Consider the following 23020-nt stretch of genomic DNA (forward strand, 5'->3'; position numbering starts at 1 on the left):
TGGCGCAATGGCGGGGGCGGGTGGGTGCCTGGAGGTGGACTAGAGCCTGCCCTCCAGCGTGAGCAGCCGCATCTTGCGCTCGATGCCGCCCGCGTACCCGGTCAGCGACCCGTCGGCCCCGATCACCCGGTGGCAGGGACGGACGATCAGCAGCGGGTTGGCACCGATCGCCCCGCCGACGGCCCGCACGGCGGCACGGGAGGCACCGATCCGTGCGGCGATCTCGCCGTACGTCGTGGTGGCGCCGTACGGAACCGAGCCGAGGGCGGCCCAGACCCTCTCCCGGAACTCACTGCCGGAAGTCCGCAACTCCAGCCGGAACTCCTTGAGTTCACCGGCGAAGTAGGCGCCGAGCTGTTCCTCGGCCGCACGGAAGAGCGCGGGGTCGCGGCGCCAGCCGTCCTGCACGGTACGGCCGCCCTTCTGGCCCGGCACGGAGAGGGAGGTCAGCGCGCCGGTGGCCGGGTCGGCGGTGAGGAGGAGGGGACCGACGGGGCTGTCGACCTCGGTCCAGTGGGTCGGGGCGGGGGTAGCGGTCGGGGTGGGCTTCGGGGTGGTCATGATTACTCCAACTCCCCTGCTGCACGCAGGTGTTGCAAGGCATAGGAGCGCCAGGGGCGCCAGCTGTCGGGGGTGTCGGTGCCGGGCGGGGCGACGTCCGGGTCGCCGAGGGCACGGGTACGGATGACGCCGACGGTACGGGCATCCAGTCCGGGCAGGCCGAGCAGCGCACGGTGGGCCTCGTCCCGGTCGGCGCCCGGGTCCAGCCGCAGGGCGCCGTCGGCGAGGGCGGCGGTGAGCGCGCCCAGCGGCCCGTGGGGCTCGGCCCCGGCGAGGACGGCCGCCTCGGGGAACAGATGGGTGAGGCTGCCGCAGGGCGCGTCGAGGGCCTTGCCGTACCGCCGCACCAGCCGCTCGGCCTCCGCCGACCCGACCAGAGCCCGCACGGCCAGCTCCTCCGCGTCGGCGGCCCCGGGCGACCGCAGGCCCGGCCGCGCGGCGACCAGGGGCCCGAGCCGGGAATCGGCGCCGAGCCTCTCGTCGACGGCGTACGGATCGGCATCGAGGTCGAACAGCCGCCGAAGCCGCTGCACGGCGGTGGTCAGATCGCGCGGGTCGGTGAGGCGGAGACGGGCGTCGAGCCAGCCGCCGGGGTGGGTCGCCGTGGCAGGTGTGGCGCGCAGACGGGCAGCGGAGGCACCCGGAGGTCCCGGCGCGGCCGGGCCGGGGGCGGCGTGGCCACCCGCGGTCGCCCGCCTCCGCGCACCGCCCGTCCGCTCCCGCACCGCCACGATGCCGGTGCCGTGCGGCAGCCGCAGGGTGCGGCGGTACGTCCGGCGCCCGGCCGGCCCGCTGACGTCCTCGACGCCGGGCACGGCCTCGCGCTCCAGCAGGTCGAGGACGAGGCCCGCCTGGTACGGGCCCCGGTACGCGAGCCGCAGCGGGATCCCGGCCGAGGGAGTGCCCGCACGCCGGTCGCCACGGCCGTTCTTCGGTGCGGCGGCGGCCCGCAGCTCGCTCGGGGTCGACGCGTACACCTCCCGGATCGTGTCGTTGAACTGCCGGATGCTGGCGAACCCGGCAGCGAAGGCGATCTCCGTGATCGCCAGCTCGGTGGTCTGCAGGAGCACACGCGCGGTGTGCGCCCGCTGCGCCCGGGCCAGCGCGACCGGCCCGGCGCCCAGCTCGGTGGTGAGCTGCCGCTGCACCTGCCGCGCGCTGTAGCCGAGCCGCGCGGCGAGCCCGGCGACGCCCTCCCGGTCGACGATCCCGTCGCCGATCAGCCGCATCGCCCGCCCGACGGCATCGGCCCGCACATTCCACTCGGCGGACCCCGGCACGGCATCCGGCCGGCACCGCCGGCAGGCCCGGAAACCCGAGCCCTGCGCGGCGGCGGCCGTCGCGAAGAACCGCACGTTACGCCGCTTCGGCGTGACCGCGGGGCAGCTGGGGCGGCAGTAGATGCCGGTCGTCTCGACGGCGAAGAAGAACTCGCCGTCGAACCGGGCATCCCGGCTGCGCACCGCCTCGTACCTGGTGTCTTCGTCCATCACGGTGTCCAGTCTCCGCCGTGACAGTGGTGAGGGCTAGCGGGAATCGGACATCAAGCCCATCCAGCCCGTCCGGCGTTTGAGGACACCGTCACCGCCAACGCCCACCCCGCTTGGCCTCCATCGCCGCGCGCCCTTCGGCCCCCTTCCGCTTCCAGTCCTTCTTGATCTCGGCCCGCAGCCGAGCATCGGTCTTGGCCACGATCCACTGGTTCTCGCGCATAAGCTTCCGGTAGCTCTCCAGCCGCCGCACGGGCAGCTCACCGGCCTCCACAGCGGAGCGCACCGCGCACCCCGGCTCGCTCTCGTGGGCACAGTCCTGGAAGCGGCACTGTCCGGCCAGCTCCTCGATCTCCGAGAAGACCTGGCCGACCCCGGCCTCGGCGTCCCACAGGCCGACGCCACGGAGGCCGGGTGTGTCGATGAGGACCCCACCGCCCGGCAGGGCGAGCAGGTTGCGCGTGGTGGTCGTGTGGCGGCCCTTGCCATCGACGTCGCGCGCGGCCTGGACCTCCAACACGTCCTCGCCGAGCAGCGCGTTCGCGAGCGTCGACTTGCCCGCGCCGGACTGCCCGAGCAGCACGGACGTACCGCCGGAGGCGACCGCGACGAGGACTTCGAGTCCGTCCCCGTCCACCGCGCTGACCGGCAGCACCGGCACACCCGGCGCGGTCTTCTCCACGTCCTGGACGAGATGCGAGAGCGTCACCGCGTCCGGCACGAGGTCGGCCTTGGTGAGCACCACGACGGGCTGTGCGCCCGACTCCCACGCCAGCGCGAGGAACCGCTCGATCCGGCCGAGGTCGAGCTCGACGGCCAGCGACACGGCGACGATGGCGTGGTCGACGTTGGCGGCGAGGATCTGCCCCTCGGACCGCTTGGACGAGGTGGAGCGTACGAAGGCGGTACGGCGTGGCAGATACGTCCGTACGTAACGCGGAGTGCCCGCGGGTTCGACGGCGACCCAGTCGCCCGTGCACACGACCCGCATCGGATCGTGCGGGGTGACGAACGCCGTGTCGGCCCGTACGACACCGTCGGCGGTGACGACGTCGCACTGCCCGCGGTCGACCCGCAGGACGCGCCCGGGCAGCAGCCCTTCCGCGTCGTACGGGGTGAAGGCGTCGGCCCAGGCCGAGTCCCAGCCGTAGGGAGCCAACGCGGAGAAAACAGAGGTGGAAGTCAACGGGTGACCCTTCATAAGGGGCCCCGGCAGCCGCGTACTTCAGACGCGGAGAGTGAGTGAGATCAGCCGGCGGCCACGGAGGTGGACTTGATGAACTGGATGCGGGTAGCGCTCGTCGCAAAGACAGCCATCGGTCGACACCTCCTCACTCATGTCCGCTCGACGGCAGTGGCCACCGGCCACCGCCCTGATCTTCCGTCACTCTAGCCCGGCCCCACGAAGGCCCGTCAACCGGTTTTACGCGCAGTCGCGTCCGTTCAGCGTGAAGTCGTGCGCCGGGGAGTTCTCGTCCTCCCAGGAAGCGATGAAGCCGAACGCGAGCTTGCCGCCCTCGGGGACGGTCCTGTTGTAGTCCGCGGCGGTGGCGGTGACGCGGGAGCCGTCCTGGCCGAAGCTCGCGTCCCACATCTGGCCGACCTTCTGGCCGTCCCGGAAGGACCAGGCGACGCGCCAGTCGTCCAGGGCGCGTTCAGTGGTGACGGTGACGGTGGCCTGGAAGCCGTCGGGCCACTCATTGACCAGGTGGTAGTCGACGCTGCAGGTCGCCGGCTCGCTCGTGGACGGGTCGGGGTCGGGGTCGCCGGCCGTGGCCGATGTCGTGCCCTGGGGGCCGGGACGGGGGTTCCGCTCGGACGAATCGGACGGCTCGGGCGAGTCGTCGCCGCTGGTGGCGCTCTCCGACGGGTCCGGGGAGTCCGAGGAGGGTTGCGTGGCCGCCGTGACCGGCAGGGTGAAGCCGGGGTCGGCGACCGGCTGGCGGTCGGACGGGTCGCCGCCCGCCGTGGCGCCGTCACCGGTGGAGCCGCCCGGCATCATCGACACCGCGAGGGCGAGCGCGGAGACGAGGACGGCGGCGACGAGCAGGCCGCTGCGCACGACGCGCGCCTTGTGCGCCCCGGCGTCGGGCGGGCCGCCGTCCGTGTCGGCGGGGTCCGGGCGCCCGCTGAGGCGTACCTCGGCGGCCCTGCGGCGGCGCTCCAGGTAGGCGAGGCCGCCCCAGCCGATCACCCCGCCCGCGAGGGCGCCGGGCAGTCCGCCGCCGTGCAGCCGCAGACAGGCGGCCGCCTCGGCGCACTCCACGCAGGTGGCGAGGTGGCGGGAGAGGTCGCCCGGGGTGTCCGCGCCGGTCGAGCGGGTGACGGCGTCGAGGAGGCGGGCGTAGCTGCGGCATTGCGCGGCCATCGGCGTGTCGAGGTGGTTGCGCTGGCAGCGGTCCCTGAACAGGCCCCGGACCTGGGCGAGTTCGTCGGACACGGTCGCCGGGTCGAGGCCGAGGCGGCGGGCCACCACGTGCGGGGGCAGCGCTTCCACCTCTGCCAGCCACAGCAGGACCGCGTCGGGTTCCTGCATGTCGCGCAGTCCGCGCAGCGCGAGCGGGCGTTGCAGCGGAGGGCCGGTGTAGCGGGCGGCCTTCTCGGAGTTGAGCCACAGACGCAGGTCGGGGTCGAGTCTGTGGCCGTGCCCACGCTCCTCCCAGGCGGCCGCCGTGGTGCGTACGGCGGTCAGCAGCAGGGGGATGCGGGGCAGTCGGGCCGGGCGGCGGCCCGCGCTCCTGAGGTTCCCGGACTCGGTGTCGCGGGCCTCGCGTGTACCGGTCGAGAACGCCTCGGTGGCCAGTTGGCGGGCCGCGTTGGAGCCGGCCGTGCACAGGTCGGCGTACGACAGCACGGCGTCCCAGCACTCGGAGAACAGCGCGGCCTCGGTGGCGTCCTGGGGAGTCGGCAGGTCGGGCATGGGTCTCCTGCATCCACATGCGAGGTCAACTCGCCATATTGGCAGTGGAGTTGGGGGGAACCTCGCGGCAGAACCCGAGCCTTTCACGTATTCAACACAACTGACAAGCGCCGTGTTCACATGTCATGACAGACGGTCGCGCCCCCACAACTGCACCCAGTTGTACGGGCGCGGGCCCCGTCCGTCTCACTTACACCGCAGCGGATTTCTCCGCGGGCAGGCTGTCCATGAAGGAGCTCACGGAGAACACCGCGTTGCCGGGGCCGGGCGGGCCGTAGCCGGGAGGCGAGGAGAGGCCGAAGTCGTCCATCGTCGCGCGGTACGCCTCCAGCAGGCGGATGTGGTACTCCAGCGGCGCGCCGTGCGGGTTGGCCTTGCCGAGCGGGGTCGTCGGCTCGGGGCACCAGGTGGTGAACCGGGGCGTGATGCCGTTGGACATGAAGAAGCGCAGGCCCTCGGTGGTGGAGGCGATCGCCTCGTCGACCGTCTTGAACCCGAAGGGCTCGGCCATCTCCACGCCCGCCACGAAGTTGGGGATCACGTTGCGTGCGCCGAACACGTCCGCCGAGTCGAGGATCCGCTTGTGCCACTCGTCCCGGCCGACGTACCGCTCCTTGCCCGGGCAGTACATCTTGAACAGGTACTCGTCCCACACCTCGTAGTTGGGGTGGTAGATCTGCACGCCGTAGTCCTTGAACCGCTGCACGTCGTCGCGCGGCAGCGCCTGGGCCACCACCTTGCCGATCCAGCGGCCCGGGAAGCGCTCCTCGATGGCCTTGGCGTAGTGGCCGTAGAAGTCGGCCTCGTCACGGCCGGAGACGGTCTTGGTGATCGCGCCGCCGGTGAGCGTGTAGGCGGTGGAGGCCTTCGCGGTGTCGTACCGGTCGATGATCTCCAGGGCCTCCAGCACCTCCTCGACGTCCTTGACGCCGGTGTACGGCCGCCCGGCCGCCTTGTGCTGCCGCCAGTTGTGGTTGATGTCGCAGTACTGGCACTCCTCCTTGGCGCCGAAGTACTGGCAGACCCGGAAGACGGTGAGGTAGATCAGGTAGCCCCACTGGATGGTCGGGGCGACCTCCATCACGGACTTCCCGCTGGCGAGGGTGTGCTTGTAGTACTCCGGCATGGGCGGCACGCCGACGTCCGAGATCCGCTTCCCGTCGAGGTAGAGGCCGAGCACCCCCTCCTCGTCGGCGGCCACGCGATACGGCGACGCCGGGTTCACGCGTACGGAGACGACCGTGCGGCGCAGGTCGTACGGGCCGCCGGTGAGGATGATCTCCTCCGGCGGGCGGCGCAGCGCGGCCTCGCCCAGCTCCGGCAGGGTGCCGTGGTCGAAGGAGAAGATGAAGTACGACTTCGGCTTGACCTCGCCGTCCTCGTTGTCGCTGAGGGCAGAGGGGTCGAAGGCCACCCCGCCGCGGAGCAGATCCTCCTTGAAGACGGCTTCCCGCGGAACGTGCGGGAATCGCTCCATCAGATCCTCGACCAGTGCGGTGCGGCTGCCCATCCGTGTCTCCTCCCGGCTCAGGCGTACGACTCCTCACGTTATGCCCCCGTGCGGTCCCGGGTGGGGGCGGGGGGCCTCATGTTGCCCGCCGGGGTAGTTTCCACCTGGGAATTTCTGGTTGACGTTGTCCTCGGGAGGGGCGATCACATGGCCGAAACCGTGACCAACTGGGCGGGCAACATCATCTACGCCGCCAAGGAGCTGCACCGGCCGTACGCCCCCGACGCCGTCGGCGCCCTGGTGGCGGGGAGCGCGAAGGTGCGGGTACTGGGCAGCGGGCACTCCTTCAACGAGATCGCCGAGCCGGGCTCCGGGGGCGTCCTGCTGTCGATCGCCGATCTGCCGCCGGTGATCGACGTGGACCGCACGGCCCGCACCGTCCGGGTCTCCGGCGGCGTGCGGTACGCCGAGCTCGCCCGGGCGGTGTACGGGCACGGGCTCGCGCTGCCGAACATGGCGTCCCTGCCGCACATCTCGGTGGCCGGGTCGGTCGCCACCGGCACGCACGGGTCAGGGATCGGCAACGGCTCGCTGGCCACGTCCGTGCGGGAGGTCGAGCTGGTCACGGCGGACGGGTCGGTGCTGGCCATCGGACGGGGCGACGAACGGTTCGGCGGCGCCGTCACCTCGCTGGGTGCCCTCGGCGTCGTCACGGCGCTCACCCTCGACCTGGAGCCGCGCTTCGACGTCGAGCAGCACGTCTTCACCGAACTGCCTCTGGACGGGCTGGACCTGGGGACCTTCGAGACGGTGATGGCGTCGGCGTACAGCGTGAGCCTGTTCACCGACTGGCGCGAGCCCGGCTTCCGGCAGGTGTGGCTCAAGCGGCGCACCGACCAGCCGCTGCCCGACTTCCCGTGGGCCGCGCCCGCCGTGGAGAAGATGCACCCGGTCCCGGGGATGCCCGCGGTCAATTGCACCGAGCAGTTCGGGGTGCCGGGGCCGTGGCACGAGCGGCTGCCGCACTTCCGGGCGGAGTTCACGCCGAGCAGCGGGGCCGAGCTGCAGTCGGAGTATCTGCTGCCGCGCCGGTGCGCCGTGGACGCGCTGCACGCGATCGACGCGATCCGGGCAACGGTCGCCCCGGTACTGCAGACCTGCGAGGTCCGTACGGTCGCCGCCGACGACCAGTGGCTGAGCCCCTCCTACGGGCGGGACACGGTGGCGCTGCACTTCACGTGGATCGAGGACACCGCGGCCGTGCTGCCCGTGGTGCGGCGGCTGGAGGAGGCACTGGAGGCCTTCGAGCCGCGGCCGCACTGGGGGAAGGTGTTCACGACGCCGGCTCAGGTGCTGCGCGGGCGCTATCCGCGGCTGGCCGACTTCCGGGCGCTGGCGCGGGAGCTGGACCCGGACCGGAAGTTCACCAACGCCTTCGTGCAGGACATACTGGGTGACTGAACTCCTGGGGGACTTCGTAAACCCCCTTTCCTAACCCCTTGTCGAATATTCCGGCACGCCATAGCCTTGCGCCGCGCCGGTGCCGACCACGAACCGGCATGACGTGAAGGGACGGGGGCACGCCGAATGAAGCGCACATCACGTGACATCCGCACCGCGAACCGCTACGAGGTGCTGCGCCAGATCATCGCCGCGTCGCCCACCTCCCGGCAGGAGCTGGCGGCCGCCACCGGGCTCAGTCTCGCCACGGTCGCCACGCTCGTGGGCGAGCTGCTCGACCTCGGCATGATCACGGAGGTCGGGTTCGAGGACTCGGCCGGCGGCCGGCCCCGGGGGCTCGTCGCCGTCAACACGTCCGGCGGCGCCCTGATCGGCGTCGACATCGCGGAGACGTACGTCCATGTCGAGCTGTTCGACCTCGCGCTGAACGTGCTGGCCCGCGCCGAGGAGGACGTCCGCCCCGGCGAGAGCCTCCCCGAGCAGGTGGTCGGCCATGTCGCCGCCGCCGTCGGCTCGGTGGTCACGCAGGCCGGTGTGGAGGGCGCGCGCGTGCTCGGCGTCGGGGTGAGCGTGCCGGGGCAGGTGGACCGCGCGACCGGCTTCTCGGAGTACGCGCCCAACTGGGACTGGCACGACGTGCCGCTCCTGGACCTGCTCACCGAGCACATCGCCTACCCGCTCCACCTGGACAACCCGCTGCGCGCCTCCGCGGTGGCCGAGCTGTGGTTCGGGGCGGCGCGGGGGCGCGGGGACGCCGTGGTGGTCAACCTCGGCACCGGCGTCGGCGCCGGGCTGGTCCTGGGCGGCGGACTGCACCGGGGCGTCAGCAACAGCGCCGGCGAGTGGGGGCACACCACGATCGTGCTGGACGGCAGGCTGTGCCGGTGCGGCAAGCACGGCTGTGTGGAGGCCTATGTCGGCGCGTCCGGAATCATGCTGACCCTGCGGGAGTTGAGCGGCGACAGCCCGCTGCTGCACGCGGAGGACCAGACGGCCACCATCGACGCGCTCGCCCGGGGGCTGCGGGGCGGCGACCCGGTGGCACTCGAGGTGGTTCGCGACACCGTCCGTTACCTGGGCGCCGGGATCGCCGACCTGGTGAATCTGTTCAACCCCGAGGTGGTCGTGCTCAGCAGCTGGGTCGCGGCCGCGCTCGGCGAGCCTCTGGTCGACGAGGTCCGCGAGGCCGTCGCCCGGCACGCGCTGCCGCGCCCGATGGCCGCCACCGAGATCGTCCTCTCCCCCATCCCCACCGATCCGGTGTGCCTGGGCGCGGCGACGTTCGCGCTCGAAGGTGCCCTGCAGACGGTGGGCCAGAGGACGGCCTCGAAGCGCCCCACGCCCGCGAGGAGCCGTACCGCGCCGTCTGCGTGACCGCTCAGGGCCGTGGCGGGGGACGCCCCGCGGCCCGTCACGTCCGGTATTCCGAACGCTGCGCAACGCTTCGCACCGACTTCGTCCAACCCCTTGCCGAAGCCTTAGCCGAAGGTTAACGTCCCGCACCGCAACCCCGTTTGAGCCAACTGGCGCTGAGCCGCTCCAGCCAGGCACAGGGCAGAGCCGTACTCGAGACAAGGACGTCAGCATGTCGGCATCGAGCAACAGCAACTGGGACCGCCGAACCGTTCTGCGGGCCGCGATGGGTCTGGCCGCCGCGGGCGGGCTTGCCGCGTGCGGCGGCAACACCGGGCGTTCCGGCGGTTCCGGTTCGGGCGTCAACCTGAACCAGTACTTCCACGCCTACGGCGAGGCCGGCACCGAGCAGGCCGTCAAGAAGTACGCGAAGGCGTACGAGGACGCGAACGTGACCACGCAGTGGATCACCGCGGCGGACTTCGAGAACAAGCTGTTCGCGACGCTGCTCACCAAGAACGCGCCCGACCTGTTCGAGTTCCACCCGCAGATCCAGATGGTGAAGAGCGGGCAGGTGGCCGATCTGACCGACATCGTCGAGCCGGTCAAGGACGACTTCAATCCGGCCGACATCGCCTCGCACACGGTGGACGGGAAGATATACGGCGTCCGCATGATCGACGACCCGCAGTTCTTCTTCTACCGGCCGTCGCTCTTCGAGAAGGCCGGCGTCGAGATCCCGCAGACCCTCGACGAGCTGATCGAGGCGGCCGCCAAGCTCACCACCGGCAAGGTCAAGGGCCTGTACCTCGGCAACGACCTGCACGCCGTCATCAACCCGATGATCTGGTCCGCCGGCGCCGACACCCTCGACGACAAGAACCAGATCGCCTACCACACGGACGGCGTCGTCGAGGGCCTGAAGAAGATGCGCAAGCTGTTCAAGAGCGGCGACCTCCTGCTGGGCGCCCCGACGGACTACTGGGACCCCTCCGCGCTCAACCAGGGCCTGTGCGCCATGCAGTTCTGCGGCATGTGGGCGATGCCGCAGTTCCAGCAGACCCTCGGGGACGACATCGGCGTCTTCCCCTTCCCGAAGGTCACGGACAACGGCAAGCAGTCGGTCTACAACGGCGGCTGGTCGATGTTCGTCAACGCCAAGGGCAAGAACGTCGACGCGGCCAAGGAGTACGTGAAGTGGCTGTGGATCGACCAGAAGGAGTACCAGGAGGACTGGGCCACCTCCTACGGCTTCCACATCCCGCCGCGCACCTCGATCGCCGAGAGCGCCGACAAGCTCAAGTCGGGCCTGCCGGCCGAGGGCGTCAAGCTCTTCAACGAGTTCGGCCACTTCGACAACATCGGCTGGACCCAGGCCATGATCACCGCGCTGGAGGACGTCTTCGCCAACTCCGTCCGCAAGGACGGTGACCCGGAGGCGGCGCTCGACAAGGCGGACGCGGCGGTGAACCGCGAGCTCAAGAAGCTCTTCGGATAGGCCGGCGGACGGACCACGACATGTCGACGACCACCAAGCCCGACCTCGCGAGCCCCGCCCCGGCGAAGGCCTTCCCGGCCAAGTCGCGGCGGGGTCTGCGGGGCAACAGCACCTTCAACTTCTGGCTCTTCACCGGCCCGTTCCTCATCGGGCTGGCGATCTTCATCTACGTCCCGATCGGCTGGAGCGTCTACCTCAGCTTCTTCGAGGCACGGTTCACGGTCACGCCGGAGAAGTTCATCGGCCTGGACAACTACCGGCACATGCTGACGAACGACGACTTCGTCGGCTCGCTCGGCACCTTCACCGTCTTCGCCGCGTTCATCGTGCCCACCACCTGGGCGCTGTCGCTGGGCCTCGCCCTGCTGGTGAACCGGCTGCGCTTCATGCGGGCGTTCTTCCGGTCGGTGTTCTTCCTGCCGACCGCGGTGAGCTATGTCGCCGCCGCGCTGATCTGGAAGATGTCCATCTTCAGCGGCGTCCGCTTCGGCCTGATGAACACCCTCCTCGGCTGGTTCGGGATCGAGAACATCGCCTGGCTCGCCGACCCCAACCCGCCCTGGTACTGGCTGGTCATCGTCACGGCCCGCCTGTGGCTGCAGTCCGGCTTCTACATGATCCTGTTCATCGCGGCGCTCCAGAACATCCCGGCCGAGCTGTACGAGGCCGCCGCCATCGACGGCGCCAAGTCGGGCTGGCAGACCTTCCGGCACATCACGCTGCCCCAGCTGCGGGCCACCTCGACCGCGGTGATCCTGCTGCTGCTCATCGCCGCCTACCAGGCCTTCGACGAGTTCTACAACCTGCTGGACAAGACGACCTGGGGCCGCCCGCCGCTCATGGAGCTGTATTTCAAGGCCCTGGGCGAGAACCAGGACTACGGCGCCGGCAGCGCGGGTGCCGTCATCCTCACCGTGCTGATCCTTGTCGTGACCCTGTTCCAGGGCAAGCTCATGGGCTTCGGAAGGGGGGAGGAGTCCAAGTGACCACCACCACGCCCGACATCCGCAAGACCGCTCCCACAGGAAGGCCCCGCCGCGCCCGGCGCGGGGGCGGCGTGATGGGCAGCACCGGCCTCTACATCGCCACCGGTATCGCCGCCCTGCTGTTCCTGGTCCCCTTCTACATCCTGGTCCGCAACGCGCTCTCCACCGACGCCCAGATCACCGGAGAGAACTGGACGTTCTTCCCCACGGACATCCAGTGGGGCAACATCACCTCCCCGTTCGACTCCTCGCAGGTGCCCTTCGCCCGGTCGATGTGGAACTCCACGGTCGTCGCCGTCCTGCACACCGTCGGCGTCCTGCTGGTGTGCTCCCTCGCGGGCTACGGCCTGGCGCGCATCCCGTACAAGCACGCCAACAAGATCTTCTACGTCGTCCTGGGGACCCTGATGGTCCCGACCGCCGTGACCTTCGTGCCCAGCTTCGTGCTGGTGTCGTCGCTCGGCTGGGTGGACAGTTACCGGGGTCTCATCATCCCGGGCCTCTTCAGTGGTTTCACCTGCTTCCTGTTCCGGCAGTACTTCCTGGGGTTCCCGAAGGAGCTGGAGGAAGCGGCGCGCGTGGACGGGCTCGGGTACTGGGGCGCCTACTGGCGTGTCGTCGTACCGAACTCGCTGAACTTCTTCGCGGCCATCGCCACCATCACCTTCATCAACGGCTGGAACTCCTTCCTGTGGCCGCTGGTCATCGGCCAGGACCCCAGCGCGTGGACCGTCCAGGTCGCGCTCTCCTCGTACACGACGGGCCAGACCGTCGTGTTCCACCAGATCTTCATGGCGACCGCGATTTCAATCCTGCCCTTGCTGCTGGTGTTCCTCTTCCTTCAGCGCTGGCTGGTACAGGGGATCGCACAGACCGGTATCAAGGGCTGAGCAAGGAGACCGATGTCTTTCCGCACGACCGCATCCGTCGACTACGTCGAGGACGTCTCCCCGGGCCGCGGGGCCCTCCCGCCCCGCGCCTGGTACGCCTCCTCGGACTCCAAGTCCCTGTCCCTGAACGGAAGTTGGCGCTTCCGTCTGTCGGCGACCGCCGACGCCGAGGACGACTCGTTCGCCGGGGAGGGGTACGACGCCGGGGCGTGGGCCGAGGTCACGGTCCCGGGCCACTGGGTTCTGCAGGGCGACGGCGCCTTCGGTTCACCGATCTACACGAACCACCTCTACCCGTTCCCGGTGGATCCGCCGCACGTGCCGACGGAGAACCCGACCGGCGACCACCTGCGCGTCTTCGACCTGCCGGACGACTGGCCCGCCCAGGACGACGGCGGCGCCGTGCTGCGGTTCGACGGCGTCGAGTCCTGCGCGCGCGTCTGGCTGAACGGCACGGAGCTCGGCGAGTTCAAGGGCTCCCGCCTGCCGCACGAGTTCGCGGTCGGGCAGCTGCTGAAGCCGGCCGGCAACGTGCTCGCCGTCCGGGTGCACCAGTGGTCGGCCGGCTCGTACCTGGAGGACCAGGACCAGTGGTGGCTGCCCGGCATCTTCCGTGACGTCACCCTGCTGCACCGCCCGGCGGACAGCGCGGGCGACTTCTTCGTGCACGCCTCCTACGACCACACCGCGGGCGAGGGCACCCTGCGCGTCGACTCCGACGTCGACGGGCGGGTGTCCGTGCCCGGCCTCGACATCGATGTCGCGACCGGCGAGCAGGTGACCGTCGCGGTCGAGCCGTGGTCGGCGGAGACGCCGAAGCTGTACGACGGCGAGCTGGTCACGGCAGGGGAGCGCGTGCCGCTGCGGATCGGCTTCCGTACCGTCGCCCTGGAGGACGGCCTGATCAAGGTCAACGGGAAGGCGCTCCTCTTCAAGGGCGTCAACCGGCACGAGTGGCACCCGGAGCGGGGCCGCGCCCTCGACCTGGAGACCATGCGCGAGGACGTGCTGCTGATGAAGCGGCACAACCTCAACGCGGTGCGCACCTCGCACTACCCGCCGCACCCGGCCTTCCTCGACCTGTGCGACGAGTACGGCCTGTGGGTCATCGACGAGTGCGACCTGGAGACCCACGGATTCACCGAGCAGGGCTGGCGCGACAACCCCGTCGACGACGACCGCTGGACCCCGGCCCTGCTGGACCGGGCGGCCCGCATGGTCGAGCGCGACAAGAACCACCCCTCCGTCGTCTTCTGGTCCCTCGGCAACGAGGCCGGCACCGGGCGCGGCCTCACCGCGATGGCCGAGTGGATCCACGGCCGGGACTCCTCGCGGCTCGTGCACTACGAGGGCGACTGGAACTGCCGGGACACCGACGTGTACTCCCGGATGTACGCCTCCCACGAGGAGGTCGAGCGGATCGGGCAGGGCCTGGACGGGGGTGCGGGAAGGAGGCGTGAACTCCCCTTCATCCAGTGCGAGTACGGGCACGCCATGGGCAACGGCCCGGGCGGCATCGCCGACTACCAGCGGATCTTCGAGGCGCACGACCGGCTCCAGGGCGGCTTCATCTGGGAGTGGATCGACCACGGCATCAAGCACCCCGAGCTGGGCTACGCCTACGGCGGCGACTTCGGCGAGGAGCTGCACGACGGCAACTTCGTCTGCGACGGCCTGATCTTCCCGGACCGGACCCCGTCCCCGGGACTCGTCGAGTACAAGAAGGTCATCGAGCCGGTCCGCATCGAGGGCGACGGCGCCGACGGCACCGTACGGGTGACGAACGCCTACGACTTCGCCGATCTCTCGCACCTGGAGTTCGAGTTCTCCTACCAGGTGGACGGACTCCCCACGGGCGCGCACACGCTCACCGTGCCGCCGCTCGCGCCGGGTGAGTCGGCGGAGGTCAAGCTGCCGGCCGCCGCCCCCGACGGCAACGGCGACGACGTCCAGTGGACGGTCCGCGCGCTGCTCGCCGAGGACACGGCCTGGGGGCCCAAGGGCCATGAGGTGGCGTGGGGCCAGGAGACCGTCGCCCCGCGCACAGCCGTCGCCGTCGCCGCCTCTCAGCGGCCCGTGCCCGGCGAGCGGCTGATCACCCTCGGCCCGGCGACCTTCGACGCCCGCTCGGGCCGGCCGACGACGATCTGCGGCCTCGACGTGACCGGGCTGCGCCTGGACGTCTGGCGGGCGACGACGGACAACGACGACGGCGCGTCCTGGCAGGACGACACGCGTTACGGCGTGCTGTGGCGCAAGCTCGGACTGCACCGCATGCAGCACCGGCTGGACGCCGTGGAGCCGGCCGACGACGCGTTGACCGTCCGCACCCGGGTGGCGCCCGCCGCCGCCGAGGTGGGCCTGCGCACGGTGTACCGCTGGACGTCCGACGGCACCCGGCTGAAGCTGACGGTGTCCGTGACTCCCGAGGGCCACTGGACGGTTCCGCTTCCCCGCCTCGGCGTCCGCTTCGGCCTGCCGGCCGACGCCGCGCAGGAGGTCCTGTACTTCGGTGGCGGCGGCGAGGCGTACCCCGACACCCGTGCCGCCTCGATGCTCGGCCAGTGGCTGCCGAGCATCGACGCCCTGCACACCCCGTACGTGCGGCCCCAGGAGAACGGCGCCCGCGCCGACGTCCGCTGGGCCGAACTCGGCGGGCTGCGCATCGAGGGCGACCCGGAGTTCTGGTTCAGCGCCCGCCGCTGGACCAACGAGCAGCTGGACGCGGCCCGGCACCTGACCGACCTCACGCCGGGCGACACGCTCTGGATCAACCTCGACCACGGCCAGCACGGCATCGGCTCGCAGTCCTGCGGCCCGGGTCCGCTGCCGCAGTACTTCCTGAAGGCGGAGCCGACGGAGTTCTCGTTCGTGTTCTCGACCACTGAGTGACCGACGTCCACTGCGTGACGGACGTCCACCGGCGGCCGGTCGGCATGAGTGCCGGCCGGCCGTGACGTGCCTCCAACTTGCCTTCCACCCCGCTCTCCATCTTGCTCTTCATCCAAGGGAGTTGATGTCCATTGAGTGCCGGCATCGAGGTTCGCGGTCTCTCCCGGACCTTCCACACCACCGTCCGCCGCCCCGGTTTCGGCGGCGCGCTCCGGTCCCTGGTCGACCCGCAGAAGGTCGCCAAGCACGCCGTATGTGACGTGACCTTCGACGTCGCTCCCGGCGAGCTCCTCGCCCTGCTCGGACCGAACGGCGCCGGGAAGTCCACCACCATCAAGATGCTCACCGGCATCCTCACCCCGACCGCCGGCGAGGCCCGCGTCGCGGGCGTGGTGCCGTACGAGGAGCGGGAGCGCAACGCCCGCAACATCGGCACGGTGTTCGGGCAGCGCACCCAGCTGTGGTGGGACCTCCCGGTGCGCGAGTCGTTCGCGATCCTGCGGGACATCTACGAGGTGCCGAAGAGCGAACACGCCGCCAGACTGGCCGAGTTCGACGACCTCCTCGACCTCTCCTCCTTCTGGGACACCAGGGTCCGTCACCTCTCCCTCGGCCAGCGGGTCCGCTCCGACCTGGCAGCCGCGCTGCTGCACGACCCGCCGGTCGTCTTCCTGGACGAGCCGACGATCGGCATGGACGTGGTGGTGAAGGAGCAGGTGCGGGAGTTCCTGCGGCACCAGGTGGCGGAGCGCGGCCGTACGGTCCTGCTCACCACCCATGACATGACCGAGGTGGAGCGGCTCGCCGAGCGGGTCGTCCTGATCAACCACGGGCGGCTCGTCCTGGACGGGACCCTCGACGAGATCCGCCGCAAGTTCGGCTCGACCTGGCAGGTCCGGGTGACGCTCGCCGGCCCGCACGCCGAGGTCGGCTCCCTGCCGGGCATCGCACTGCTGCGCCGCGAGGGCCCGCAGGCGGTCTTCGGCCCGGACGGTCCCGACGCGCCGACCGTGCATCAGGCGCTGAAACAGGTCATCGAGCGGTACGAGGTGACGGACCTCGCCCTCGACGAGGCGGACCTGGAGGACGTGATGCGGGCGGCGTACGTGCATGCCGGGCCCGCGGCGGGAGGAGCCTGAGATGGCCTCCGTCCTGCACGGCTGGCGCGCGGCCCGCGTCACGCCGCTCGGTGAGCTGCACACACCGCCGAGGATGACCGCCGTCCTGCTCCGGCTGACCGTCCAGGTGGTCCTGGTGGCGTCACTGTGGCGCGGCCTGTACGCACACACCGGAACGACCGCCGGACTGACCCGGGAGCAGGCCGTCACGTATGCCGTCCTGGCGGTACTCGCCTCACGGCTGCGGGAGTTGGACCAGTACGCGGGCCGGGACACCGTCCTGCAGCACATGCACTTCGGCACGATCGTGTACTGGTATCTGCGCCCGCTGCCGCCCCAGCGGTACTACGCCCTGCGGGCCCTCGGCGAGCAGTTGTACGGGCTGGCGTGGGCGCTGGGCGGATACGCGCTGTGCCTGGCGGCCGGGGTCGTGGAGCCGCCGGAGTCGGCAACGACGGCGGGGGCGTTCATGCTGAGCATGCTGCTGGGCCAGTGGGTCCTGTACTACGTCATGCTCCTCCTCGACCAGCTCTGCTTCTTCACCATCCGCAACAACTCCGCGATGCTGATCCTGATCTTCGCGCAGAACCTGCTGTCGGGGGTGTACGCGCCGCTGTGGTTCTTCCCGGACTGGTTCATCACGCTGAGCGGCTTCCTTCCCTTCCAGGCGACGCTGAGCGTGCCGCTGTCGATCTACGTCGGCCGGATCGGACTGTCGGACGTGGGGGTCCAGTTGGCGATTCAGGCCGGCTGGGTCGTGGCACTGGCGCTGGTCACCCGGTGGGTGTGGCGGCGGGCCGCCCGGCGCGTGATCTCGCAGGGAGGCTGAGATGGCGTCGAAGGCCGTGAGGTCCGTGCGCCTCGTGTGGCGCATCTCGCTGCTCAACATCCGGGCCGCGATGGAGTACCGCACCGAGTTCCTGCTGAACATCGCGATCGGCGCGATCTGGCAGATGTCGGTGATCGTGTTCGCGACGGTGCTGCTGGCCCGGTTCACGGGGATGGGCGGCTGGGACAGTTCCGACGTCCTGCTGATCCCGGCGATCCGGATGCTCGCGCACGGTCTGTTCGTCCTGCTCCTGGGCCGTGTGCACTTCATCGGCCGGCAGGTCCAGGAGGGACGGATCGACATCTACCTGCTGCGCCCGATGCCGGTGCACCGCCAGGTCCAGCTCGACTACTTCCCGACCAACGCGATCGGCGATCTCACGGTCGCGGCGGGCCTGATGGTGGGCGCGCTCGGCCGCAGCGACCTGGACTGGACGCCGGGCCGGGTCTCCTACCTGGTCGCCGCGGTCATCGGCGGCATGCTCCTGGAGGCGGCCCTGTTCACGGTCGTGGCCTCCGCGTGCCTGCGCTATCCCGCCGCCGACTACTGGGGCCGCTGGCTGGAGGAACTCCTCGGCACCTTCGGCAGCTACCCCCTGAACGTCCTCCCCAAGGCAGTCGGCGGCTTCCTCACCTTCGCCCTCCCGCTGGCGTTCGTCGCGTACTTCCCGGCGGCGGTCCTCACGGGCCACGACACAGCCGTCCCGTACTGGCTGGCCGCGTCGTCGCCGCTGCTGGGGCTGGTGGCGTATCTGGGGGCACGGGGGCTGTGGCGGTGGGCGCTGGGGCACTACACGGGGGTGAACGGATAACGGAGCCGGCCGGCAGCCCCAGGGGTGCCGGCCGGACCGGGGTGCCTACGGGCAGCTGATGCGCGCGTCCCCGGTGTCCGTCGTGCAGATGTCCACGCCCAGGCCGCCGTTGGCGGTGTCGTTGGCGGGGACGTTGTCGACGGTGTCGAGGCGGTCGTTGCCGGAGTTGCCGAGCAGGGTGTCGTTGCCCGGGCCGCCGGAGAGAGTGTCGTTGTTCAGGCCGCCGTCGGCGCGGTCGTTGCCGAAGTTGCCGTACACCGTGTCGGTGCCGCTGCCGGCATTGATCGTGTCGTCGCCGCCGAGGCCGCACATGACGTCGGTTCCGCTGGTGCCGGTCATGGTGTCGTTGCCGCTGGTGCCGATGCGGGTGCAGCCGCGGGAGTTGTTGACCGTGGTGGGGGCCGTGGCCGTGTTGTTGGCGGTGTCCGGGTCGGACTGGGCCGCGCTCACGGTGGCCCGGTCGGTGAGAACTCCCGTGGCCCGGGGTTCGACGACGACCGTCACGGTGGTGCGGGCGCCGGCGGCGAGGGTGCCGAGGGCGCAGGTCGCGCCTCCGGCCGAGGTGGTACAGGTTCCCTGGCCCGGGGTGGCCGAGATGACGGTGGCGGCGGGTCCGGTGACCGTTTCGGTGAGGGTGACGCCGGTCGCCGAGGTGGTGGTGCTGTTGTTGGCGACCGTCACGGTGAAGGTGGCACGGTCGCCGATGCCGACCGTGCCGGTGCCGGTCTTGGTGACCGACAGGTCGACTCCTGCGGGCGGCGGGGCGGGGTACCGACGCCGCCGAGGTAACGGGCCATGAGGCGTCGGCCGTTGATGTCGTTGCCGAAGGCGATGACCTTGCCGTCGGACTGGAGGGCAAGGGCCTTCGCCCCCTCGCTGGAGCCGAAGTCGGTCGTGGAGCGGCCGCCCGTGCCGAAGCCGGTGTCGAGAGTGCCGTCGGCGTTGAAGCGGGCGAGCAGGAAGTCGCCGGGTGACCCGCTGCCGGCCGCGACGACCCGGTCGTCGGGCTGGACCACCAGGTCAGTCACGCGGGCCGTGCCGCCGAAGTCCGTGGTCGCGACTCCGCCGGTGCCGAAGGTGGTGTCGCGGCTGCCGTCGACGTTGTAGCGCACGAGGGCGAAGCGGTCCGCGCTCTGCCCGCCGACGATGATCCTTCCGGTCGACTGCACGGCCACACTCTCGGCCCAGTTGTATCCGCCGAGGTCCGTGGTGACCTTGCCGTCGCCGCTGAAGGTGGTGTCCGGGCTGCCGTCGGAGTTGTAGCGCGCCACGGCGAAGTCGAAGAAGCTCTCGCCCGCGGAGCCGGCCATGACGATCTTTCCGTTGGGCTGGAGGGCGAGGTCCTGCGCGGTCGCACCGCCGCCGCCCGTGTCGGAGAACGCGGTCATGGTCAGGCCGTCACCGCCGCCGAAGGTGCCGTCCGGGCTCCCGTCCGGCAGGTAGCGCAGGACCGCGAACCAACCGCCGGCGAAGGCTCCGGCGACGATCTTCCCGTCGGGCTGCAACGCGAGTCCGACGGCTTCCTCCGCCCCGCCGGCCAGACCGGGGCTGACCCAGCCGTCACCACCGCCGAACGACGTGTCGACGCTGCCGTCGGAGTTGTAGCGGGCCACCGTGAACCAGCAGCAGCCCGCGAACTCGTCGTCGGTCTCCTGGTGGCGGCCCGCCACGACGATCTTCCCGTCGGGCTGCACCGCCACCCGCTGGGCCACGTCGTTGCCGTTCTCGAAATCGGTCAGCACCTCGCCGTCGCCGCCGCCGAAGGTCGTGTCGACGCTGCCGTCCGCGTTGTGCCGCGTCAGGGCGAACTCGTCGTCGAGGTACTCGGAGTCCTGCTCCCCTCCGACCGAGACGATCTTTCCGTCGGGCTGGAGGGCCACGTCCTCGCCCTCGCCCTCGGCGGAGTTGGTGGTGGGGATGCTGACCCGACCCCCGGTGCCGAACGTGGTGTCCAGGTCACCGGGTGCGGCGAACGCGTCGTGCGGTACGGCGACGACGAACGCCAGCGCCATGACCAGGGCGGCCAGGGCACGTGAGGATCCCCGTAGGGAATCGATGATGGGCATGGCGCCAGAGTCCGGTTGTGGAGACGGCGCCCTGGGGCGGCTGGCCAGTGAATCGGCTTACTGGGCCCCAGAGTTCCACCTGCGGGGTGACCGTTCCGACGATATGAAGCGGAGGTTGGCAGGTCAGGTCCGGTGACCCGAGCGCCGTATCGGCCCTCGTAGGGTTGCCGTTCGATTCATGTCCGAGGCGTCGCCCTGCTGGTGGCCCGGGTCCGTGGACGGCTCGGCTTCGGGCCGACCTGGACCGGCGCGGTCGCGTTGTGCGGGCGGCGGCACCCTAGGAACAACGCCTCAGTGGTCAGCGCAGCACGGCGTGGGATCCGGGACCTCGAACGGTACGAGTGTCCCGCCCACGGCCGGCATGGCGGTCAGGACGAGTTCGGTGTCCTGCCAGGTCGGGCGCATGTGGTCGCCCGTCATCAGGATGGTGTCCGGCGCCGGCCGCCCCGGTGTGCCCAGGACCGTCACCCGGTCGATGGCCGAGCGGGACAGCACGTCCGCGATCGTCAGTGTGCCGGTCAGTACCGTGACGCCCGGGTAGAGGACCGCCCGTCCCACCGCGTCGGGTGCCCCTGGCGACACCTGGTGTCCCCCGGCCGCGAGCCGCTCCTGGGCGGTACGCAGGAGCGACTCGGACGGGAGGGTGAGGGAGAGCGCCACGCCTGGGCGCTCCCCCCGTACCAGGTGGGTGCAGCCGAACGTGCCCTCGGGGAGGGCGAGTTCGGCCGCCAGGGAGTGGAGCAGGTGGTCGGCGCTGCGGAGGTCCCTGACACCCGCGTCCACCGTCAGAACGTACGGTGTCACGAGGGCAGGACCCACAGCGGGTTGGTGTAGAACCACAGGTCGCGCCACGGATCGGCGTCGCCGACGACGTCGATGGCCGGGCCGGCCGGGTCGACGGCCGCTCCCATCGCGCCGACGGCTGTGCGGTTGCCGTCCGTGCCGCGCAGACGGACGTAGACGGGGCGGTCGACCTTGCCGAGGTCGTAGGTGAGGCTGACGACGCCGGACGACTTGTTCACCTCGTACGACTTGACCACCTTCGCCGTCGGCGCCGTGAAGGTGTCCTTGTCCGCGACCGGGCCGGTCACCTCGCCCTGGATGACGTCCACGCGGGCCAGCTCGGGGACGAAGCCCGCCCAGTTGGGGCCGCCCGCCATCGCCACGTCGACCGTCAGGGTGACGCTCGTGCCCTTCCTGACGTGCAGGGCGCCGCCGAGCGTGGCCCAGCGGCGGCCACCCATCACGCGGACGTCGAGGCCGCTGAGCAGCTGGCCGTGGTCGACCCAGATGCGGCCCGCGCGGATGCCGTCCATGACGGCGGCGTAGGAGAAACCGTCGGCGCCGACGTGCGTACGGCTGTACTGGCCGGGCCAGTAGTCGCCCTGGGTGATGTCGATCCGGCCGGCGTAGACCGGGTCGTCGTAGCGCCCGTTGGCTTCGAAGTTGCCGCCCCCGCGTGCGGCCGTGTCGCCGTACACCTGGTGGGAGTCGGAGTTGGCGGTGATCCACCACGGCTTGCCCTCGGCGAGGAGGCTGTCCCACAGGCCGCCGACGGTCGCGGTCATCCAGTCGAAGCCGCCCCAGGTGCGGTAGCTCTCCAGGGGATAGCCGGCGAAGGAGTTGGCGCTGGGGCTGTTGTCGTAGATGCCGCGGGCGCGGGCCATGCCGAGGGGCGCGGGCAGGCCGGCCGCCTGGTGGCCCGGGGCGCCCTCGAAGCCGATGGCGATCTGGCGGGTCCGGCCCGCGTCACGCCAGCCGCGGATCTCGTGCGGGGAGTCGACACCGCGGCGCGCCGGGTGGTTGGCGAGCATCAGCGCGTCCTTGACCTTGCGCCGTTCCACCTGCTCGGCAAGGAAGTTGAGCCCGGCGACGGCGAGCGCCTCATTGGTCGGCGTCGAGTCGCCGGCGTTCTTCACACTGCCGTCGTAGTCGTTCTCGAACTGCTTGAGGACGGACACCTCGTTCTTGCTGGGGTGCACGAAGACGGTGCCGTGCTCGGCGGCCGGGATGTTCCACTCCAGGCCCTGGAAGACGAGCGTGTCCTCGTACGCCGCCCGGGCCGCCCTGATGTCCGGGTTGACCTTCTCGACGCCGATCCTGGCGTGGGTCGTGCTGCCGTGGTCGGTGATGACCAGCCAGTCCATGCCGTGCTTGGCGCCCTGGCGGACCTGGTCGACGACGCGGTACTTGCCGTCGCTGCTGTACTGGGTGTGGATGTGGTGGTCACCGGCCAGCCACAGGAAGCCGTTCGTTCTACGGCCCCCCGAGGCCGAGGCGGCGGGCGCGGAGGCGGCGGGTGTGGCGGCGGCCGTGGCCGGGGCGACGACGCTGCCTGCGGCCAGCCCGGCGCCCAGCAGCCCCGCCCGGCGCAGCAGTGTGCGGCGCGACTGCTGCTCGGGGGTCAGGGCCTCGTCGGGCACGGCGGTGTCGAAGGCGGCGGGCAGGGCGGATGCCGCCGCGCCGTGCGAGTGGTCGTGGTCATGGTCGTGTCCGTGATGGTGATGACCGTGCGCGTGTCCGTGTCCCATGAAAGGCCTCCTGGATGCCGCCGCCTTCTACGGCGCTGCTGCGCCGTGTGTGGAGGATCAAGGCGAAACATGAACGTTGAACGAGCGGCGGGTGGCGGCCGGGTGCCCCGGACGCGGCGGAACGCCACGTCCTTCACTGTTTCCCCAACGGCCCTTGTACGTCA

Annotated in this window: 18 protein-coding genes; 9 read left to right on the forward strand and 9 right to left on the reverse strand. The window is 70.9% G+C overall.

What is annotated here, in order from left to right:
* Positions 1 to 39: 39 nt before the first annotated feature.
* From OHT51_RS08940 to OHT51_RS08960, 5 genes are all read right to left on the reverse strand, one after another.
* Positions 40 to 561, reverse strand: coding sequence for a methylated-DNA--[protein]-cysteine S-methyltransferase (locus OHT51_RS08940; protein ID WP_328878374.1), 522 nt, complete (start codon positions 559 to 561; stop codon positions 40 to 42).
* Between the two features lie 2 nt (positions 562 to 563).
* Positions 564 to 2051 carry a DNA-3-methyladenine glycosylase 2 family protein gene (locus tag OHT51_RS08945; RefSeq protein WP_328884278.1) on the reverse strand — a complete coding sequence of 496 codons (1488 nt, stop codon included), beginning with the start codon at positions 2049 to 2051 and terminating at the stop codon, positions 564 to 566.
* A gap of 91 nt (positions 2052 to 2142) precedes the next feature.
* Positions 2143 to 3237, reverse strand: a complete 1095-nt coding sequence (rsgA, locus tag OHT51_RS08950) for a ribosome small subunit-dependent GTPase A (RefSeq protein ID WP_328878375.1) — start codon at positions 3235 to 3237, stop codon at positions 2143 to 2145.
* A gap of 237 nt (positions 3238 to 3474) precedes the next feature.
* Positions 3475 to 4971, reverse strand: coding sequence for a cellulose-binding domain-containing protein (locus OHT51_RS08955; protein ID WP_328878376.1), 1497 nt, complete (start codon positions 4969 to 4971; stop codon positions 3475 to 3477).
* A 190-nt stretch (positions 4972 to 5161) separates the two neighbouring features.
* The gene (locus tag OHT51_RS08960) at positions 5162 to 6481 is read right to left on the reverse strand and encodes a radical SAM protein (protein ID WP_328878377.1); all 1320 of its coding nucleotides are present in this window, start codon (positions 6479 to 6481) and stop codon (positions 5162 to 5164) included.
* 147 nt (positions 6482 to 6628) lie between these two features.
* Between OHT51_RS08960 and OHT51_RS08965 the strand changes: the two genes are divergently transcribed.
* From OHT51_RS08965 to OHT51_RS09005, 9 genes are all read left to right on the forward strand, one after another.
* A complete protein-coding gene (locus tag OHT51_RS08965; protein ID WP_328878378.1) occupies positions 6629 to 7882 on the forward strand; it encodes a D-arabinono-1,4-lactone oxidase in 1254 nt (417 codons plus the stop codon).
* A gap of 126 nt (positions 7883 to 8008) precedes the next feature.
* Entirely contained in the window at positions 8009 to 9256 is a 1248-nt protein-coding gene (locus tag OHT51_RS08970; RefSeq protein ID WP_328878379.1) for an ROK family transcriptional regulator, read from the forward strand.
* A gap of 211 nt (positions 9257 to 9467) precedes the next feature.
* Entirely contained in the window at positions 9468 to 10733 is a 1266-nt protein-coding gene (locus OHT51_RS08975; protein ID WP_328878380.1) for an ABC transporter substrate-binding protein, read from the forward strand.
* Between the two features lie 20 nt (positions 10734 to 10753).
* Positions 10754 to 11719 carry a carbohydrate ABC transporter permease gene (locus OHT51_RS08980; protein ID WP_328878381.1) on the forward strand — a complete coding sequence of 322 codons (966 nt, stop codon included), beginning with the start codon at positions 10754 to 10756 and terminating at the stop codon, positions 11717 to 11719.
* Complete coding sequence (locus OHT51_RS08985) at positions 11716 to 12609, forward strand: carbohydrate ABC transporter permease (RefSeq protein ID WP_328878382.1); 894 nt, start codon at positions 11716 to 11718, stop codon at positions 12607 to 12609. The genes OHT51_RS08980 and OHT51_RS08985 overlap by 4 nt, the downstream gene beginning before the upstream one ends.
* A gap of 12 nt (positions 12610 to 12621) precedes the next feature.
* Positions 12622 to 15501, forward strand: coding sequence for a glycoside hydrolase family 2 TIM barrel-domain containing protein (locus OHT51_RS08990; RefSeq protein WP_328878383.1), 2880 nt, complete (start codon positions 12622 to 12624; stop codon positions 15499 to 15501).
* A 131-nt stretch (positions 15502 to 15632) separates the two neighbouring features.
* Positions 15633 to 16640, forward strand: coding sequence for an ABC transporter ATP-binding protein (locus tag OHT51_RS08995; protein ID WP_328878384.1), 1008 nt, complete (start codon positions 15633 to 15635; stop codon positions 16638 to 16640).
* A gap of 1 nt (position 16641) precedes the next feature.
* The gene (locus tag OHT51_RS09000; protein WP_328878385.1) at positions 16642 to 17448 is read left to right on the forward strand and encodes an ABC-2 family transporter protein; all 807 of its coding nucleotides are present in this window, start codon (positions 16642 to 16644) and stop codon (positions 17446 to 17448) included.
* A gap of 1 nt (position 17449) precedes the next feature.
* On the forward strand, positions 17450 to 18259 hold the full coding sequence (locus OHT51_RS09005; RefSeq protein WP_328878386.1) for an ABC transporter permease: 810 nt from the start codon (positions 17450 to 17452) through the stop codon (positions 18257 to 18259).
* 45 nt (positions 18260 to 18304) lie between these two features.
* Here the strand turns inward: OHT51_RS09005 and OHT51_RS09010 are convergent, their stop codons facing one another.
* The 4 genes from OHT51_RS09010 to OHT51_RS09025 form a co-directional block, all read right to left on the reverse strand.
* Positions 18305 to 19000 (reverse strand): hypothetical protein, encoded by a 696-nt coding sequence (locus OHT51_RS09010; protein ID WP_328884279.1) that lies wholly within the window; start codon positions 18998 to 19000, stop codon positions 18305 to 18307.
* On the reverse strand, positions 18937 to 20325 hold the full coding sequence (locus OHT51_RS09015) for a hypothetical protein (RefSeq protein WP_328878387.1): 1389 nt from the start codon (positions 20323 to 20325) through the stop codon (positions 18937 to 18939). Before OHT51_RS09015 ends, OHT51_RS09010 begins: the two co-directional genes overlap by 64 nt.
* Before the next feature lie 291 nt (positions 20326 to 20616).
* Positions 20617 to 21129, reverse strand: a complete 513-nt coding sequence (locus OHT51_RS09020; protein ID WP_328878388.1) for a hypothetical protein — start codon at positions 21127 to 21129, stop codon at positions 20617 to 20619.
* On the reverse strand, positions 21126 to 22856 hold the full coding sequence (locus OHT51_RS09025) for a PHP domain-containing protein (RefSeq protein ID WP_328878389.1): 1731 nt from the start codon (positions 22854 to 22856) through the stop codon (positions 21126 to 21128). Before OHT51_RS09025 ends, OHT51_RS09020 begins: the two co-directional genes overlap by 4 nt.
* Between the last annotated feature and the right edge of the window lie 164 nt (positions 22857 to 23020).

It is taken from the genome of Streptomyces sp. NBC_00299, from assembly GCF_036173045.1.
Classification (GTDB): Bacteria; Actinomycetota; Actinomycetes; order Streptomycetales; family Streptomycetaceae; genus Streptomyces; species Streptomyces machairae.

Bases quoted from the DNA above. Each gene is read 5' to 3' on its own strand.
- OHT51_RS08940 (WP_328878374.1), bottom strand. From the start codon at position 561: ATGACCACCCCGAAGCCCACCCCGACCGCTACCCCCGCCCCGACCCAC.
- OHT51_RS08945 (WP_328884278.1), bottom strand. From the start codon at position 2,051: ATGGACGAAGACACCAGGTACGAGGCGGTGCGCAGCCGGGATGCCCGG.
- OHT51_RS08955 (WP_328878376.1), bottom strand. From the start codon at position 4,971: ATGCCCGACCTGCCGACTCCCCAGGACGCCACCGAGGCCGCGCTGTTC.
- OHT51_RS08960 (WP_328878377.1), bottom strand. From the start codon at position 6,481: ATGGGCAGCCGCACCGCACTGGTCGAGGATCTGATGGAGCGATTCCCG.
- OHT51_RS08965 (WP_328878378.1), top strand. From the start codon at position 6,629: ATGGCCGAAACCGTGACCAACTGGGCGGGCAACATCATCTACGCCGCC.
- OHT51_RS08970 (WP_328878379.1), top strand. From the start codon at position 8,009: ATGAAGCGCACATCACGTGACATCCGCACCGCGAACCGCTACGAGGTG.
- OHT51_RS08975 (WP_328878380.1), top strand. From the start codon at position 9,468: ATGTCGGCATCGAGCAACAGCAACTGGGACCGCCGAACCGTTCTGCGG.
- OHT51_RS08980 (WP_328878381.1), top strand. From the start codon at position 10,754: ATGTCGACGACCACCAAGCCCGACCTCGCGAGCCCCGCCCCGGCGAAG.
- OHT51_RS08990 (WP_328878383.1), top strand. From the start codon at position 12,622: ATGTCTTTCCGCACGACCGCATCCGTCGACTACGTCGAGGACGTCTCC.
- OHT51_RS09000 (WP_328878385.1), top strand. From the start codon at position 16,642: ATGGCCTCCGTCCTGCACGGCTGGCGCGCGGCCCGCGTCACGCCGCTC.
- OHT51_RS09005 (WP_328878386.1), top strand. From the start codon at position 17,450: ATGGCGTCGAAGGCCGTGAGGTCCGTGCGCCTCGTGTGGCGCATCTCG.
- OHT51_RS09015 (WP_328878387.1), bottom strand. From the start codon at position 20,325: ATGCCCATCATCGATTCCCTACGGGGATCCTCACGTGCCCTGGCCGCC.
- OHT51_RS09025 (WP_328878389.1), bottom strand. From the start codon at position 22,856: ATGGGACACGGACACGCGCACGGTCATCACCATCACGGACACGACCAT.